The sequence below is a fragment of the Nocardia sp. NBC_00416 genome (assembly GCF_036032445.1).
GTDB lineage: Bacteria > Actinomycetota > Actinomycetes > Mycobacteriales > Mycobacteriaceae > Nocardia.
Genome location: NZ_CP107932.1, coordinates 3007916 through 3024887, shown reverse-complemented (window position 1 = coordinate 3024887; position 16972 = coordinate 3007916). Strand labels below are relative to the sequence as shown.

The following is a 16972-nucleotide window of genomic DNA, read 5'->3' as shown; positions in this document are numbered from 1 at the left end:
GCGGATGATTCCACCGGGAACTTCTGGAGGTTGCAATGGCGAAGAAGACAGTGGCGTCGACGACGTACGGGCAGGTCCGCGGGACGATCGAAGAGGGTGTGGCCGTTTTCCGCGGCATCCCCTACGCCAAGGCCCCGGTCGGTGCGCTGCGGTTTGCCGGTCCGGTGCCGCCCGATCCGTGGGAGGGTGAGCGGACGGCCGTGGCGTACGGGCCGGCCGCACCGCAACCTCGTCCGGACGGCCTCGCCGGGGAACTCTTCGGCGCGAACCATCCCACCGGCGAGGACTGCCTGTCCCTCAATGTGTGGACCCCGGACCCGGCGGCCGAAGGCCTGCCCGTGCTCGTATGGATCCACGGGGGCGCCTTCCTCTTCGGCGGCAGCGGGGACCAGTTGATCGACCGGGCCGCTTTCGCGCGTTCCGGCATCGTCGTGGTGACCGTCAACTATCGGCTGGGCCTGGACGGCTACCTCTATCTCGACGGGGATCCCGCCGGCGGCAATTACGGCACCCTCGATCAGATCGCGGCGCTGCACTGGGTGCGGGAGAACATCGCCGCGTTCGGCGGCGATCCCGCGGCGGTCACGATCGCCGGCCAGTCGGCCGGCGCGACCGCGGTCTGCGCGCTGCTCGCCGCCCCGCCCGCTCGGGGCCTGTTCGCCCGCGCCATCGCGCAGAGCGCATACCCCGAACCGCTGTTGTCGCCGGAATCCGGCCGGATCATCAGGCGGGAGTTGCAGACGCGGCTCGGTGTGGACGAGGGCGATATCGAGGCCCTGCGCGCGGTGCGCGAACAGGACCCGGAACGGGTGTCGGCGGTCCTGGCCGAACTCTTCGCCGATGTCGCCGGCCGGGACGCCGAACGGTTCGGGCCCGAGATCGCGGCGCTGATGAACCCGTTGATGCCCATCGTCGGCGGCCCGGTAGTTCCCCAGCGACCGGTGGCGGCGGGGCGAGACGGCCGGCTGGCGGAAGTGGATCTGCTGATCGGCACGAACCACGACGAGTTCCGCATCGTCTTCGCGCTGGGAATGATGACGGTCGACGACGCCACCGTGGACGCCGTGTTCGAGGCGACCTTCCCGGGGCGCGGCGGCGAGGCGCTCGCCGTCTACGCCGAGGACCGGCCGGACGCTTCGAAGGTCGACCTGCTCGCGGCGCTGGAAACCGACCGCTCCTACCGGGTGGGTTCGACACTGCTGGCCGATGCCCATGCCGACCACAATCCGGGCCGCACTTTCGGCTACCGGTTCTCGTGGCCCTCCGCCGCGTTCGGCGGGGCGGTCGGGGCCGCGCACGGGGTCGAGCTCCCGTTCGTTTTCGACGCGTTGCGCACCCCGATGGGTGAGGCGCTGACCGGCGCCGAGGCGCCGCAGCGCCTGGCCGATGACATACATCGGGCGTGGGTGTCGTTCATCGCCACCGGGAATCCCGGCCATGACGATCTCCCGGAGTGGCCCGCCTACGACAGCCGAACCCGCCCGGTCCTCGAATTCGCGGCCGCGCACCGCGTCGTCCGCGACCCGAGTGGTCACGAACTCGCACAGTGGCGCGATCCGGCGTCCGGTGGGCAGCCGGCGCTTCCCGATCGAGAGGCGGAATCGGTATGAGCGACCCACGGCCGATCGGTGATCTGCTCACCCATTTCGCCGCGACCCGGCCCACTGCTCCCGCGGTGACCTGCGGGGACCGGACCGTCACCTTCGCCGACCTGGAATACCGGGCCAACCAGCTGGCCCGCGCCTACGCCGATCTCGGTGTGGGCCCAGGAGATTTCGTCAGTGTCGGTCTGCCGAACGGCATCGAGATCTACGAGTCCTGCTATGCGATCTGGAAGCTCGGCGCGATTCCGCAACCGCTCTCGTACCGGCTGCCGGCCGTCGAACTCGAACGGGTGCTGGCGGTGGCGCAACCCGCGCTGGTCGTCGGGTTCGGCGCGGCGGCCGCCGGTGGCCGGACCGCCGTCCCCGCCGATTTCGACCCCGGCGCGGCGACGAGCGGCCGCGCGCTCCCGTCCCGGATATCACCGGCCTGGAAGGCGCCGACCTCCGGTGGCAGTACCGGCACACCGAAGCTGATCGTGTCGGGAACCTCGGGCGCTTTCGATATCGCCGCCGCCGCGTCGGTGTTCGAGATGCGTCCGGATCAGGTGCAACTCGTACCGGGGCCGCTGTACCACAACGCTCCGTTCTCGTGGTCGATGCTGGGCTCGCATCTGGGGCAGCACATCGTGGTCATGCCCCGATTCGACGCCGAGGCGGCACTCACCGCCATCGAGAAGTACCGGGTGAACTGGCTGAGTGTGGTGCCGACCATGATGCACCGGATCATCCGGGTCATCGATGCCACGTCCCGCGAGTTCGATCTCAGTTCGCTCGACCGGGTGTTCCATACCGGCGCGCCCTGCCCTTCCTGGTTGAAACGGCGCTGGATCGACCTGCTCGGCGGCGAACGGCTCCACGAGGGGTACGGCGGGACCGAGGGGGTGGCGTTCACCTCGATCAGCGGAACCGAGTGGCTGGAACATCCCGGCTCGGTCGGTCGGGTGATCGGTGGTGAGATGCGCGTCGTGGGCGAGGACAACCAGCCGCTGCCCACCGGCGAGATCGGCGAGATCCTGCTGCGCAGGCCGCACGGAACGCCGCCCTCCTACCGCTACGTCGGGTCCGCGACCCGGGAGCTGCCGGACGGCTGGGACTCGATCGGCGATATGGGCTACTTCGACGAGGACGGCTATCTGTATCTCAGTGACCGCCGGGTCGACATGATCAACTCCGGCGGCGCGAACGTCTACCCCGCCGAAGTCGAGGCCGCGGTCCTGGAACATCCCCGGGTGCTGACGACCGTGGTCGTCGGGCTACCGGACGACGACCTGGGGCAACGTGTCCACGCCGTAGTGCAGGCCGACGGTGAGCTGGCGGCCGACGAACTGCTCGAGTTCGTGACGGCCCGCCTGGTCCGCTACAAGATTCCGCGTTCCGTCCGGTTCGTCGACCAGCCGTTGCGGGACGCGGCCGGCAAGGTCCGGCGCGCCGAGATCCAGCGGCAAGAGCTGGCCCGGCTCACCGGTCGATGACACCGAAACGACGAGAAGGAAACTCATGACCGACTACAGGTATCTGAAGTACGAGGAGTTCGACGACGGCAAGGTCGTGCGCATCTCGCTCGATCGACCCGAACGCCGCAACGCCCAGCACCGCGGTCTGCTGGTCGAACTCGACGAGGCGTTCCTGCGCGCCGAGCGTGACGATGTCGTGCGGGTGGTGATCCTGGCCGGGGAGGGCCCGACCTTCTCCGCGGGCCACGATCTCGGCTCGCCGGAACACCTCGCCGAGACCAGCCCCGGGCCCGGCGAACATCCCACCTATCGGATCAACGGTGGGACGCGACTGGCCGCCGAACGGCGAATGCTGCAGGAGCACCATTATTTTCAGGAGAACACCAAGCGGTGGCGCAATCTGCGCAAGATCACCATCGCCCAGGTCCAGGGCGAAGTCTTCGCCGCGGGCCTGATGCTGGCCTGGGCCTGCGACCTCATCGTGGCCGCCACCAACGCGCGGTTCGCCGACCCGGTCGGCCCCCGGCTCGGCGGCGCGGGGGTGGAGTACTTCGCCCACCCGTGGGAATTCGGTCCGCGAAAAGCCAAGGAACTGCTGCTCACCGGGGACGCGATAGACGCCGAGGAGGCCTACCGGCTCGGAATGGTCAGCAAGGTTTTCCCGGTGGCCGATCTCGCGCAGCGCACCCTCGAGTTCGCGAAACGCATCGCCCTGGTCCCGACCGCGGCGGCACTGGGCACGAAGGAAGCCGTCAACCAGAGCGTCGACGCCCAGGGTTTCCAGACCGCGTTGTCCGCGGCCTTCTCGCTACACCATGTCCTGCACGCGCACTGGGCCGAATTGCACGGCAGCGACTGGCCATTGGCGACAGAGGCGGACGGCGTCCCGGACTGGCGCACGGCTCCGCCGGTCGCACTCGCTGTCAAGGATTCGGTGGGAGGCGCCTGAGGAGTGGAGGCGCGGCGCTGCCGAGCGGCCCCGGGTAACGGGGCTCACCCGGCGCGCCGCTCCGCTGTTCCCGTGGTCCGGGTCACAGGCCCGACCACGTCCTCACCTGGTGAAAAGCCCCTGTGACCGACTGATAGGCTGCTCGGCGTAAGACATCCTTTAACGGACCGTCCTGTGAGGCGGGGAAGGAGGTCGGTATGGCTGTGCCCGAAGAACGGGCCGCCACGTCCGGCGAGGCGACGCCACCCCCCGAGCGGCATACACCGGAATGGGTGGCGACGGGACGCGAACTGCTGTCGGCCTCCGATGTCGGCCGCACCGTCGCGCGAATCGCGCACCAGATCATCGAACGCACCGCCCTCGATTCGGGCGAGCCCGGCGCGCCCCGGGTCGTGCTGATCGGCATCCCGACCCGGGGGACCACCCTCGCGGCGCGGCTCACCGACAAGATCGAGGAGTTCTCCGGGGTCCGGCCCGCGCTCGGATCACTCGACATCACGCTCTACCGCGACGATCTGCGCAGCAAACCGCATCGCCCGCTGGAACGCACCTCGGTGCCCGAGGGCGGTATCGAGGACGCGCTCGTCGTCCTGGTCGACGATGTGCTCTTCTCCGGGCGCACCGTCCGCTCCGCCCTCGACGCACTGCGTGACCTGGGCCGCCCGCGCACGGTTCAGCTCGCGGTCCTGGTCGACCGCGGTCACCGGGAACTGCCGATCCGCGCCGATTTCGTCGGCAAGAACGTGCCCACCTCGCGCGCCGAGGATGTGTCGGTGCTGCTGACCGAACAGGACGGCCGCGACGGCGTATTCCTGCACCAGGGGGAGGGACAGTGAGACATCTGCTGACGGTGACCGATCTGGATCGGGACACCGCCACCGGTCTGCTCGACGAGGCCGAACGTTTCGAACAGGCGCTGCTGGGCCGCGAGGTGCACAAACTGCCCACCCTGCGCGGCCGCACGGTCATGACGGTGTTCTTCGAGAACTCCACGCGTACCCGGGTCTCGTTCGAGGTCGCCGGGAAATGGATGAGCGCCGACGTGATCAACGTGAGCGCGAGCAGTTCGTCGGTGGCCAAAGGCGAATCACTGCGCGACACCGCGCTCACCCTGCATGCCGCCGGCGCGGACGCGCTCATCGTGCGGCATCCCGCTTCCGGCGCGGCGCATCAGATCACCCGTTGGTTCGAGGAGTGGTCGCGGCGTTCGGGAAGCGCGGTACCCGCGGTGATCAACGCCGGTGACGGAACACATCAGCATCCGACTCAAGCGCTGCTGGACGCGCTGACCCTGCGGCAGCGCCTCGGCGATATCGCCGGCCGGCGGGTGGTGATCGTCGGGGACATCCTGCACAGCCGAGTGGCCCGGTCGAACGCTTTCCTGCTGTCGACCCTGGGCGCGGAGGTGGTGCTCGTCGCGCCGCGCACCCTGCTGCCGGTGGGGGTCGAAGGCTGGCCGGTGCGCGTCTCGACGGACCTGGACTCCGAGCTGCCCGGTGCGGATGCCGTACTCATGCTGCGGGTTCAGGCGGAGCGCATGAACGGCGGTTTCTTCCCGTCGGCGCGCGAATACTCGATCCGGTACGGGCTGTCCGAACGCCGGACGGCGCTGCTCGACGAACACGCCGTGGTGCTGCATCCCGGCCCGATGCTGCGCGGTATGGAAATCGCGTCGTCGGTGGCCGATTCGCCACGCGCCGCGGTGCTGCAACAGGTGACGAATGGAGTCCATATGCGGATGGCGGTGCTGTTCCGCCTGCTCATCGGAGTGCAGGAGGCCGTGGCGTGAGTGAGTCGGTGCTGATCACAGGTGCTCGCCTCTACGGCGAGGGCGACCCGGTCGACGTGCTCGTCTCCGGTGGTGTGATCCAGCGGATCGGGACCGACCTGGCCGCGGACGGCGCGCAGGTCGTGCCCGCCGACGGCCGGGTGCTGCTGCCCGGATTCGTCGACCTGCACACCCACCTGCGTGAACCGGGGCGCGAGGACACCGAGACCATCGAATCCGGATCCGCGGCCGCGGCACTGGGCGGGTACACGGCCGTCTTCGCCATGGCCAATACCTCGCCGGTCGCCGACACCCAGGTGGTCACCGACCACGTGTGGCGGCGCGGTCAGGAGGTCGGGCTGGTCGATGTGTTCCCGGTGGGCGCGGTGACCGTGGGCCTGGCCGGTGCGCAGCTCGCCGAGATGGGCACCATGGCCACCGGCGTCGGCGCGGTGCGGATGTTCTCCGACGACGGGCACTGCGTCCACGATCCGCTGATCATGCGGCGGGCGCTGGAGTACGCGCGTTCGCTCGGTGTGCTCATCGCCCAGCACGCGGAGGAGCCGCGACTGACCTCGGGCGCGGTCGCGCACGAAGGCCCGACCGCGGCCCGGCTGGGCCTGGCGGGCTGGCCGCGGGCCGCCGAGGAGTCGATCGTGGCGCGGGACGCGCTGCTGGCCCGGGACGCGGGCGCACGGGTCCACATCTGCCACGCTTCCACAGCCGGCACCGTGGAATTGGTGAAATGGGCGAAAGCGCAGGGTATTTCGATCACCGCGGAGGTCACTCCGCATCATCTGCTGCTGACCGACGCCCGGCTGGAGACCTACGACGCGGTGAACAAGGTGAACCCGCCGCTGCGCGAAGGTTCCGATACCGAGGCGCTGCGGCGGGCGCTGGCCGAGGGGATCGTGGACTGCGTCGCCACCGATCACGCGCCGCACGCCGAACAGGACAAATGCTGTGAATTCGCGGCGGCCCGGCCCGGCATGCTGGGACTGGAGACCGCCTTGTCGATCGTGGTGGAGACCATGGTGCGGCCCGGGCTGCTGGATTGGCGCGGGGTGGCGCGGGTGATGAGCGAACGGCCCGCCGAGATCGTCGGACTCGACGACCACGGCCGTCCGATCGCCGAAGGCGAACCGGCCAACCTGGTCCTGGTCGATCCGGAGGCCGACTGGACAGTGTCCGGTGCCGATCTCGCCAGTATCTCGAGCAATACGCCGTACCAGGAGATGACGCTGCCCGGACGGGTCGTCGCCACGCTGCTGCGCGGGCGGATCACCGCTCGCGACGGCGTGGCCGCCGCGCCTGCCCGTGCCGGGGCAGGAGCGCGCTGATGGAACGCACACTCTGGGTTATCGGCTGCGTCGTCCTGTGGGCGCTGTTCATCTATCTGATGTACCGGGGCTGGCGGAGCCGGGCGGCCCGGCAGGCGGACCGGATCGGCGAACTGCCCCCGGTTCCCGGCGAGACCGGTGCGCAAGTGCTGGAACCGACCACCGGCCTGTACACCGGCAGCACCATCGCGCCGAGCTGGCAGGACCGGATCACGGTCGGTGACCTCGGGTTCCGCGCCACCGCGGAACTGACCCGCTTCGAACACGGGATCCTGCTCGACCGCGAAGGCGCGTCGGCGATCTGGATTCCCGAGGAGTCCATCACCGCGATCCGCACCGAACGCGGGCACGCGGGCAAGGTCATGAGCGAAGGCGGGGTGCTGGTGATCCGCTGGACCCTGCCGACCGGAACCGAGATCGACACCGGGTTCCGCGGCGACGACAAATCGGTATATCCGGCCTGGGCGCGGGCAACGACGGGAGACGACGAACAATGACGAACACAACGGCCGCAGCCCTGGTACTCGAAGACGGACGGGTGTTCCGCGGGTCCGCCTACGGCGCGGTGGGACAGACCCTCGGCGAGGCGGTTTTCTGCACCGCCATGACCGGCTATCAGGAAACCCTCACCGACCCGAGCTATCACCGGCAGATCGTGGTGGCCACCGCCCCGCAGATCGGCAACACCGGCTGGAACGACGAGGACGACGAATCGCAGCGGATCTGGGTCGCGGGCTACGCGGTCCGCGACCCCGCGCGCCGGGCCTCGAACTGGCGGGCCACCGGCACCCTGCCCGGTCAGCTGGAACAGCAGGAGATCGTCGGCATCGCCGGTATCGACACCCGCGCGGTGGTGCGGCATCTGCGCAGCCGCGGCTCGATGAAGGCGGGAATCTTCTCGGGTCCCGCACTCGCCGGCGCCGACGAACTGCTCGGTCGCGTGACCGGCCAGGAATCCATGCTGGGCGCCGACCTCGCCGGTGAGGTGAGCACCGACCGGATCTACACGATCGAACCCGAGGGCACACCCCTGTTCACGGTCGTGGCCGTCGATCTGGGCATCAAATCCAACACCCCGCGGATGTTCGCCGCCCGCGGGATGCGGGTGCACGTGGTCCCCTCGTCGGCGACCCTGGACCAGATCCTGGAACTGAAACCCGACGGCGCGTTCCTGTCGAACGGGCCGGGTGACCCGGCCACGGCCGATACCGCTGTCGCCCTGACCCAGGGCATCCTCGACAAGGGATTGCCGCTGTTCGGCATCTGCTTCGGCAACCAGATCCTGGGCCGCGCTCTCGGCCGCGGCACCTACAAGATGAAGTTCGGGCACCGGGGCATCAATATCCCCGTCATCGAAACCGAGACCGGCCGGATCTCCATCACCGCGCAGAACCACGGGTTCGCGCTGGAGGGGGAGAAGGGCGAGCAGTTCGACACCCCGTTCGGCAAAGCCGAGGTCAGCCATGTCTGTGCCAACGACGGCACCGTGGAGGGGGTCCGGCTGGTCGACGGCCGCGCCTTCTCCGTCCAATACCACCCGGAAGCGGCCGCCGGTCCCCATGACGCCGCGTACTTGTTCGACCGGTTCTCCGGTCTGATGAAGGGAGCCTGATGCCACGCCGCACCGACCTCGAACACATTCTGGTCATCGGTTCGGGCCCGATCGTCATCGGTCAGGCGTGCGAGTTCGATTATTCGGGCACGCAGGCCTGCCGGGTGCTGCGGTCGGAGGGGCTGCGGGTTTCGCTGGTCAACTCCAATCCGGCGACCATCATGACCGACCCGGAATACGCCGATTCCACCTATGTCGAGCCGATCACCCCGGAATTCGTCGAAAAGGTCATCGAAAGGGAACGGCCCGACGCGCTGCTGGCCACGCTGGGCGGGCAGACCGCGCTGAACACTGCCGTGGCGCTGCACGAACGCGGCGTGCTGGCGAAATACAACGTCGAACTGATCGGCGCCGATTTCGACGCCATCCAGCGCGGTGAAGACCGCCAGAAGTTCAAGGACATCGTCGCGCGCGTCGGCGGCGAGAGCGCCCGCTCACGGGTCTGTTACACCATGGACGAAGTCCGGGACACCGTCGAGGAACTGGGCTTCCCGGTCGTCGTGCGCCCGTCGTTCACCATGGGCGGGCTCGGGTCCGGAATGGCCTACGACGATACGGATCTGGACCGGATCGCCGGCGGTGGCCTGGCCGCCTCACCGACCGCGAACGTGCTGATCGAGGAATCCATCCTCGGCTGGAAGGAATACGAGCTCGAGCTGATGCGCGACGGGCGCGACAATGTCGTGATCGTCTGCTCGATCGAGAACGTGGACCCGATGGGTGTGCACACCGGCGATTCGATGACCGTCGCGCCCGCGCTCACGCTCACCGACCGCGAATACCAGAAGATGCGTGATCTCGGTATCGCGATCCTGCGCGAAGTCGGCGTCGATACCGGTGGCTGCAATATCCAGTTCGCGGTCGATCCCGCCGACGGCCGGCTCATCGTCATCGAAATGAACCCGCGGGTCTCCCGGTCGTCGGCGCTGGCATCCAAGGCGACCGGATTCCCGATCGCCAAGATCGCGGCCAAATTGGCGATCGGCTACACACTCGACGAAATCGTCAACGACATCACCAAGGAAACCCCGGCCTGTTTCGAACCCACCCTCGACTATGTGGTGGTGAAAGCGCCGCGGTTCGCGTTCGAGAAATTCCCGGGTGCCGACCCCACCCTCACCACCACCATGAAATCGGTGGGTGAGGCGATGTCGCTGGGTCGCAATTTCACCGAGGCGCTGGGCAAGGTGCTGCGCTCGCTGGAAACCAAGGCCACCGGATTCTGGACCGCCGACGACGCGAAATGGGCGCCGGCGTCCGCGGACGAATCCGATGTCGACGCCGCGATCGCGGAGATCCTCGCGGATCTGCGCGTCCCGACCGAGGGTCGTATCTACCAGGTCGAGCGGGCGCTGCGGTTCGGCGCGAGTATCGAAGACGTCGCTGCGGCCTCCGGGATCGACCCCTGGTTCGTCGCCGAGATCGCCGGACTGGTGGAGCTGCGTGGCGAACTCCTCGACACCCCGGTGCTGGACGAAGCGCTGCTGCGCCGCGCGAAGTACTCCGGGTTGTCCGACCGGCAGATCGCCGCGCTGCGGCCGGAACTGGCCGGGGAGAGCGGCGTACGGGCCCTGCGGCACCGTCTCGGGGTGCGCCCGGTGTTCAAAACCGTCGATACCTGCGCCGCCGAATTCGAAGCCCGGACTCCGTACCACTATTCGGCCTACGAACTCGACCCCGAAGCCGAATCCGAGGTCGCCCCGCAGCCCGATCGCGCCAAGGTGATCATCCTGGGTTCCGGTCCCAACCGGATCGGGCAGGGCATCGAATTCGACTACTCGTGTGTGCACGCCGCGCAGACCCTGTCGGCCGCCGGGTACGAGACGGTCATGGTCAACTGCAACCCGGAGACCGTCTCCACCGACTACGACACCGCCGACCGCCTCTACTTCGAACCCCTCACCTTCGAGGACGTCCTCGAGGTGTACCACGCGGAATCGGAATCCGGCACGGTCGCCGGGGTGATCGTGCAGCTCGGCGGGCAGACCCCGCTCGGGCTGGCACAGCGACTCACCGAGGCCGGGGTCCCGGTCGTCGGCACCAGCGCCGCCGCCATCGACCTCGCCGAGGATCGCGGCGAATTCGGTGACGTCCTGGTCGCCGCCGGCCTGCCCGCACCCAAGTACGGCACCGCCACCACCTTCGAGCAGGCCCGCAAGATCGCCGCCGAGATCGGTTACCCGGTGCTGGTGCGGCCGTCCTACGTGCTCGGCGGGCGCGGTATGGAAATCGTCTATGACGAGCAGTCCCTCGAAGGCTATATCTCCCGCGCCACCGAACTCAGCCCCGAACACCCGGTGCTGGTGGACCGGTTCCTGGAAGACGCCATCGAAATCGATGTGGACGCGCTCTGCGACGGCGAAGAGGTGTTCCTCGGCGGGGTCATGGAACATATCGAGGAAGCGGGCATCCACTCCGGCGACTCGGCGTGCGCGCTGCCGCCGATCACTCTGGGCCGCAGCGATATCGAGGCGGTGCGGCGCTCCACCATCGCGCTCGCCAAAGGCATCGGCGTCCGGGGTCTGCTGAACGTGCAGTACGCGCTCAAGGACGACATCCTCTACGTCCTCGAGGCCAACCCGCGTGCGAGCCGGACTGTGCCGTTCGTCTCCAAGGCCACCGCCGTCCCGCTGGCCAAGGCGGCCGCCCGGATCATGCTCGGCACCACCATCGCCGAACTCCGTGCCGAGGGCATGCTGCCCGACGACGACGGCGGCCATGTGCCCCTGGACGCCCCCGTGGCGGTGAAGGAGGCGGTGCTGCCCTTCCATCGGTTCCGTCGCGCGGACGGCAGCGGCGTCGACTCGCTGCTTTCTCCCGAGATGAAATCGACCGGCGAGGTCATGGGCATCGACGCCGACTTCGGCACCGCGTTCGCCAAGAGTCAGGCCGCGGCCTACGGATCGCTGCCCACCGAAGGCACCGTGTTCGTCTCCATCGCCAACCGCGACAAACGGGCCATGGTGTTCCCGGTCAAACGCCTGCACGACCTCGGCTTCCGTATCCTGGCCACCGCCGGGACCGCGGAGATGCTGCGCCGCAACGGGATTCCCTGCGAAGAAGTGCGCAAGCACTCCGATCCGGTCTCCCCGGCGGGCGGCAGCAGCGCACCCCCCGCAGCGTCCATCGTGGAACAGATCCGCGACGGCGAGGTCGATATGGTGTTCAACACCCCCTACGGCAACTCGGGCCCCCGTATCGACGGCTACGAGATCCGCAGTGCCGCGGTGAGTGTGAACATCCCCTGCATCACCACGGTGCAGGGTGCCGCGGCGGCCGTCCAGGGGATCGAAGCCGGCATCAACGGCGGCCTCGGTGTGCGGTCCCTGCAGGAACTGCATTCGGCGCTGCGCGGCTGAGGGCGATCCGATGAACACCACCTTCGGTGAGCGGCTGGCCGCCGCCATGAGCGAACACGGGCCGATCTGCGTCGGGATCGATCCGCATCCGGCGCTACTGGAAGCCTGGGATCTGCCCGGCGACGCCAACGGTCTCGAAACCTTCGCCGAACTGTGCGTCGAAGCCTTCGACGGAACAGTGGCGGTGGTCAAACCACAGGTCGCCTTCTTCGAGGCGTACGGGTCGGCGGGGATCGCGGTGCTCGAACGCACCATCGAGGTGCTGCGCGCCTCCGGCACCCTCGTACTCGCCGACGCCAAACGCGGCGATATCGGGTCCACCATGGACGCCTACGCCCGCGCCTGGCTGGCCGACGGCCCGCTGGGGGCGGACGCGGTCACCGTGTCCCCGTATCTCGGCTTCGGCGCCCTGCGACCCGCCCTCGACCTGGCCGTCGCCAACCATCGCGGTGTCTTCGTCCTGGCCGCCACCTCCAACCCCGAAGCGGCCCCGGTCCAGCAGGCCGTCACCGGCGGGCGCACCCTCGCGCAGACGGTGGTAGACGCGGCGGCCGACCTCAACCCCGCCGGCGCACCGGGGTCGGTGGGCGTAGTCGTCGGCGCCACCCTCACCGAGATCCCCGACCTGACGGCGCTCAACGGTCCGATCCTGCTGCCGGGAGTCGGCGCGCAGGGCGGCACCGCCGACGCCGTCCGAGCCCTCTTACCGGAGCCTGTGTGGCCGGCAGCGGTCCCGAACGTATCGAGGGACGTGCTCCGGGCCGGGCCCTCGGTCACGGCGCTGCGCGCCCGCCTGGCGGCCTTCCAGGAGGAATTCTCCTTCCTTCGGTGAAGGCAGGGTCGGCAACAAGGTCTGCCTGTACGGACGGGTCCGCGATGGTCCGGAAGGTCCGTCTGCGACGCAACCGGTTGGCGCCGAGTCCAGCGAGGCACTTAATGGGTTGAGGCCCGTCCCGGCGTTCAGCCGTCGAAGCGCATGCGCCGCAGGCGCGAGTCTCGAGGGCTGAACGCCGGGACCAAGGGGGCCTCAACCCCGCGACGCCGCAGGCGGCGCCAATAAACACAGACCTTCACGAGCGGGCTCACCCCTCGCTTTGACGTGTGCGCCCGCTCCTCGTCTTCGTGAGCGGGTTCATCTCTTCGCCTCGGGGGTGAGCCCACTTCTCGCGTTGACGTGTGAGCCCGCTCCTCGTCTTCGTGAGCGGGTTCATCTCTTCGCCTCGGGGGTGAGCCCACTTCTCGCGTTGACGTGTGAGCCCGCTCCTCGTCTTCGTGAGCGGGTTCATCTCTTCGCCTCGGGGGTGAGCCCACTTCTCGCGTTGACGTGTGAGCCCGCTCCTCGTCTTCGCGAGCGGGCTCACCCCCTCGCCTCGGGGGTGGGTTCGCTTCTTGCGTTGGCGTGTCAGGCCTCACTTCTCGCCTTCGCGAGTGAGTTCATCTCTCACCTTCACCGGTCGTCGATTATCACCTTCGGTGTCGGCCCACCTCTCCGCTCGGGCCGGGCCCGGCTCTCAGTGTTCGTGTGTCGCGTCTCTGCGAGTGGGCCTTGTTCTCCCGTTCACAAGCAGCCCACTCTCGTACGTTCGAGCGCCCGTCTCACGCCATCGCGGCGCTGTGTCTCCGGGGTTCTTGTTGTGCGGGTCGTGTCCCCGGGGCGCTCCCGGGGCCGCCCCCGGAGCTGTTCTGGCGGGCTTCCACGCCCCGGCCGACGCTCACCGAAACCGGACGATACGGGCGTGTATGTGACGTTTTCGAGGTTCGCGGCGATGATGAAACAGACGCGCTGACCCTGCCTCTGGCCTCCCGAGGTGTGCCCGGCCGAAAATTTCCCAGAAAATTCCTGGTAGGGCGGCTGGGAGGTAGCCAGCTGGTAGATCAAGGGTGTGGTTATCGCACCGCTACCCCGATTTGAGCTCGAAAAGTCCCTGCTGAAGGGCTATTTCGTGATTCGGGTGGCGGGATCGGCAGTTACGGCAAGCAGGGATGCGGACCCTGGGGTAAGGGGTCGATACCGGGTCCGATTCATGCCCTGACCTGGGGGGTGGGTTCGCAATCCGGGGGCGTCGTGGGTACGGTCGCTGAGACTGCCGGGTAGTTCGGCAGTTGTTGATGCAATGAACGATGAGACGGAGGAACCGTGGCCCTTCCCCAGCTGACTGATGAGCAGCGCGCCGCTGCTCTGGAGAAGGCGGCTGCCGCACGCCGTGCTCGGGCGGAGCTCAAGGATCGCCTGAAGCGCGGCGGCACCGACTTGAAAGAGGTCCTCGGCCAGGCCGAGACCGATGAGATCATCGGAAAGATGAAGGTGCGCGCACTGCTGGAAGCCCTGCCCAAGGTCGGCAAGGTCAAGGCCGAGGAGATCATGAACGAGCTCGAGATCGCGCCGACCCGACGGCTGCGTGGTCTCGGTGATCGGCAGCGCAAGGCGCTGCTCGCCAAATTCGATCTCGGCGCCTGACACCCTCTGTGGTCGAGAATATGACGAAGGGTCGGCTGGTTGTACTGGTCGGCCCCTCGGCCGTCGGTAAGTCCACCGTGGTGCGCTGTGTCCGCGAGCGGCTGCCGGAGCTGGTTTTCAGCGTCTCGGCGACCACCCGGGACCCGCGTCCCGGTGAAGTCGACGGCCGCGATTACCGGTTCGTGAGCCGGGCGGAGTTCGACGCGATGATCGAGGCCGGTGATCTGCTCGAATGGGCGGATATCCACGGCGGGCTCCAGCGCTCCGGTACTCCGGCCGGGCCGGTGCGGGCCGCGCTGTCGGAGGGGCTTTCGGTGCTGATCGAGGTCGATCTCGAGGGCGCGCGTTCGATCCGGCGGGTTGTGCCCGAGGCCGTCCTGGTGTTCCTGGCGCCGCCCAGCTGGGAGATTCTGGTGGAGCGGCTGCGTAGCCGGGGCACCGAATCGGCGGAGGTCATCGAACGTCGGCTGGAGACCGCACGGGTGGAACTGGCCGCACGTGACGAGTTCGACACCGTGATCGTCAACGACACCGTGACCAGCGCCTGTGCGCAGTTGGTATCGTTGTTCGTCAGCACGAATTCCAGTTCGTAGCCAGATGCGCGGGCGTATTCGCCGCGTATCCGCGCCCACCGACCCCGCAGGAGCTTCCTCAGTGAGCAGTTCGGACATCGTTACGCCCGCCTATGACACCCCGATCGGCCTCACCAATCCGCCGATCGACGAGCTGCTCGACCGCACCTCGTCCAAATACAGCCTCGTGATCTACGCGGCCAAGCGCGCCCGGCAGATCAACGACTACTACAACCAGCTGGGCGACGGCATCTTGGAGTATGTCGGCCCCCTGGTGGAGCCGCTCCCGCAGGAGAAGCCGCTGTCGGTGGCGATGCGCGAGATCCACAGCGATCTGCTCGAGCACACCGAAGGCGAATGACCCGGTAACCGGGCGAGGAGCCGATAGGGCAGGAGGCGCGATGGCGCGGGTAGTTGTCGGGGTGGGCGGTGGAATCGCCGCATACAAGGCGTGCGCCCTGGTACGGCGGTTCACCGAGACCGGTCATACCGTCCGGGTGATCCCTACCGAAGCGGCACTGCAGTTCGTGGGTAGAGCGACCTTCGAGGCGCTGTCCGGCCACCCGGTGCACACCGGGGTGTTCGCCGACGTGCCGGAGGTCCCGCATGTGCGGCTGGGGCAGGAGGCGGAACTCGTCGTCATCGCCCCCGCCACCGCGGACCTGATGGCGCGGGCCGCGCAGGGCCGCGCCGACGATCTACTCACCGCGACTCTGCTCACGGCTCGATGTCCGGTTCTGTTCGCGCCCGCCATGCACACCGAGATGTGGGAGCATGCGGCGACCGTCGCGAACGTGGCGGCGCTGCGCGCCCACGGCGCGACCGTCATGGAGCCCGCTTCCGGTCGGCTCACCGGGACCGATACCGGGCCCGGGCGGCTGCCCGAACCCGAGGAGATCTTCGGTCTCGCGTCGCTGCTGCTCGAACGCACGGACGCGGTACCCCGTGATCTGGCGGGCCGGCGGGTGGTGATCACCGCGGGTGGGACCCGGGAGCCGCTGGATCCGGTCCGTTTCCTCGGCAATCGCAGCTCCGGTAAGCAGGGGTACGCGCTGGCCAGGGTCGCCGCCCAGCGGGGTGCTCAGGTCACCCTCATCGCCGGCAACACCATCGAGATGGCGCCCCCGGCCGCAGTCGACCTGGTCCACATCACCACCGCCGAACAGCTGAAAACCGCCGTCGACAAGCACGCGGTCGGCGCGGACGCGGTGATCATGGCCGCCGCCGTGGCAGATTTCCGGCCCACGTCGGTGGCCGCGGCCAAGATCAAGAAGGGCAAGGACGAACCGGCCACCATCGCGCTGTCCCGGACCGAGGACATCCTCGCGGGTCTGGTCCAGGCGCGCCGGGACGGTCGCCTGCCCGGAACGGCCATCGTCGGTTTCGCGGCCGAGACCGGTGACGCGGACGGTGACGTGATCACCCATGCCCGGGCCAAGCTGGCCCGTAAGGGTTGCGATCTGCTGGTGGTGAACGCGGTCGGCGACGGTAAGGCGTTCGAGGTGGACACCAACGACGGTTGGCTGCTCCGCGCGGACGGTAGCGAACAGGCGCTCGATCACGGGTCCAAGGCACTGCTGGCCAGTCGCGTCCTGGACGCGCTGGGCCCGCTGCTGAGCTGAGGGTCACGGTCGTTCACTGCCTGAACTGCCGGGCACGCCGCGCCACCCGCCTTCGGCCGTATCGAGGCGGTCCGCTCCGTCTTGCCGGTACCGATCGGCGATATGACCTGTGCCCGCTTCGGCGCCGCATATGCCACCGGTGGGCCACGACCAGGACACGACTCGGCCGGGAAACCCGTCCAGGATGGTGTCCGAAACCCCAATTGGGCCGCCCTTTCTAATAGTCTGAGAGTC

14 protein-coding genes are annotated in these 16972 nt (G+C 68.5%); all 14 read left to right on the top strand.

Features of this window, described 5'->3' with window-relative positions; translation table 11 throughout:
• Positions 1–35 precede the first annotated feature (35 nt).
• The gene (locus tag OG804_RS12535) at positions 36–1610 is read left to right on the top strand and encodes a carboxylesterase/lipase family protein (RefSeq protein ID WP_328397078.1); all 1575 of its coding nucleotides are present in this window, start codon (positions 36–38) and stop codon (positions 1608–1610) included.
• Entirely contained in the window at positions 1607–3076 is a 1470-nt protein-coding gene (locus OG804_RS12530; RefSeq protein WP_328397076.1) for an AMP-binding protein, read from the top strand. Before OG804_RS12535 ends, OG804_RS12530 begins: the two co-directional genes overlap by 4 nt.
• 25 nt (positions 3077–3101) lie before the next feature.
• Complete coding sequence (locus tag OG804_RS12525; protein WP_328397074.1) at positions 3102–4007, top strand: enoyl-CoA hydratase; 906 nt, start codon at positions 3102–3104, stop codon at positions 4005–4007.
• A gap of 197 nt (positions 4008–4204) precedes the next feature.
• Entirely contained in the window at positions 4205–4843 is a 639-nt protein-coding gene (gene pyrR, locus OG804_RS12520) for a bifunctional pyr operon transcriptional regulator/uracil phosphoribosyltransferase PyrR (RefSeq protein WP_328397072.1), read from the top strand.
• Positions 4840–5796 (top strand): aspartate carbamoyltransferase catalytic subunit, encoded by a 957-nt coding sequence (locus OG804_RS12515; protein ID WP_328397070.1) that lies wholly within the window; start codon positions 4840–4842, stop codon positions 5794–5796. Before pyrR ends, OG804_RS12515 begins: the two co-directional genes overlap by 4 nt.
• A complete protein-coding gene (locus tag OG804_RS12510; protein ID WP_328397068.1) occupies positions 5793–7115 on the top strand; it encodes a dihydroorotase in 1323 nt (440 codons plus the stop codon). The genes OG804_RS12515 and OG804_RS12510 overlap by 4 nt, the downstream gene beginning before the upstream one ends.
• Positions 7115–7612 (top strand): PH-like domain-containing protein, encoded by a 498-nt coding sequence (locus OG804_RS12505; protein WP_328397066.1) that lies wholly within the window; start codon positions 7115–7117, stop codon positions 7610–7612. The genes OG804_RS12510 and OG804_RS12505 overlap by 1 nt, the downstream gene beginning before the upstream one ends.
• Entirely contained in the window at positions 7609–8727 is a 1119-nt protein-coding gene (carA, locus tag OG804_RS12500) for a glutamine-hydrolyzing carbamoyl-phosphate synthase small subunit (RefSeq protein ID WP_328397064.1), read from the top strand. The genes OG804_RS12505 and carA overlap by 4 nt, the downstream gene beginning before the upstream one ends.
• A complete protein-coding gene (carB, locus tag OG804_RS12495) occupies positions 8727–12086 on the top strand; it encodes a carbamoyl-phosphate synthase large subunit (RefSeq protein ID WP_328397062.1) in 3360 nt (1119 codons plus the stop codon). The genes carA and carB overlap by 1 nt, the downstream gene beginning before the upstream one ends.
• Before the next feature lie 10 nt (positions 12087–12096).
• Positions 12097–12918 carry an orotidine-5'-phosphate decarboxylase gene (gene pyrF / locus OG804_RS12490; protein WP_328397060.1) on the top strand — a complete coding sequence of 274 codons (822 nt, stop codon included), beginning with the start codon at positions 12097–12099 and terminating at the stop codon, positions 12916–12918.
• A 1305-nt stretch (positions 12919–14223) separates the two neighbouring features.
• Positions 14224–14544, top strand: coding sequence for an integration host factor, actinobacterial type (mihF, locus tag OG804_RS12485; RefSeq protein WP_033241619.1), 321 nt, complete (start codon positions 14224–14226; stop codon positions 14542–14544).
• Positions 14545–14564: 20 nt separating this feature from the next.
• Positions 14565–15137, top strand: coding sequence for a guanylate kinase (gmk, locus tag OG804_RS12480; protein ID WP_328397052.1), 573 nt, complete (start codon positions 14565–14567; stop codon positions 15135–15137).
• A gap of 61 nt (positions 15138–15198) precedes the next feature.
• Positions 15199–15477, top strand: coding sequence for a DNA-directed RNA polymerase subunit omega (rpoZ, locus tag OG804_RS12475; RefSeq protein ID WP_328397050.1), 279 nt, complete (start codon positions 15199–15201; stop codon positions 15475–15477).
• Positions 15478–15517: 40 nt separating this feature from the next.
• Positions 15518–16738, top strand: a complete 1221-nt coding sequence (gene coaBC, locus OG804_RS12470; protein WP_328397048.1) for a bifunctional phosphopantothenoylcysteine decarboxylase/phosphopantothenate--cysteine ligase CoaBC — start codon at positions 15518–15520, stop codon at positions 16736–16738.
• Positions 16739–16972 lie beyond the last annotated feature (234 nt).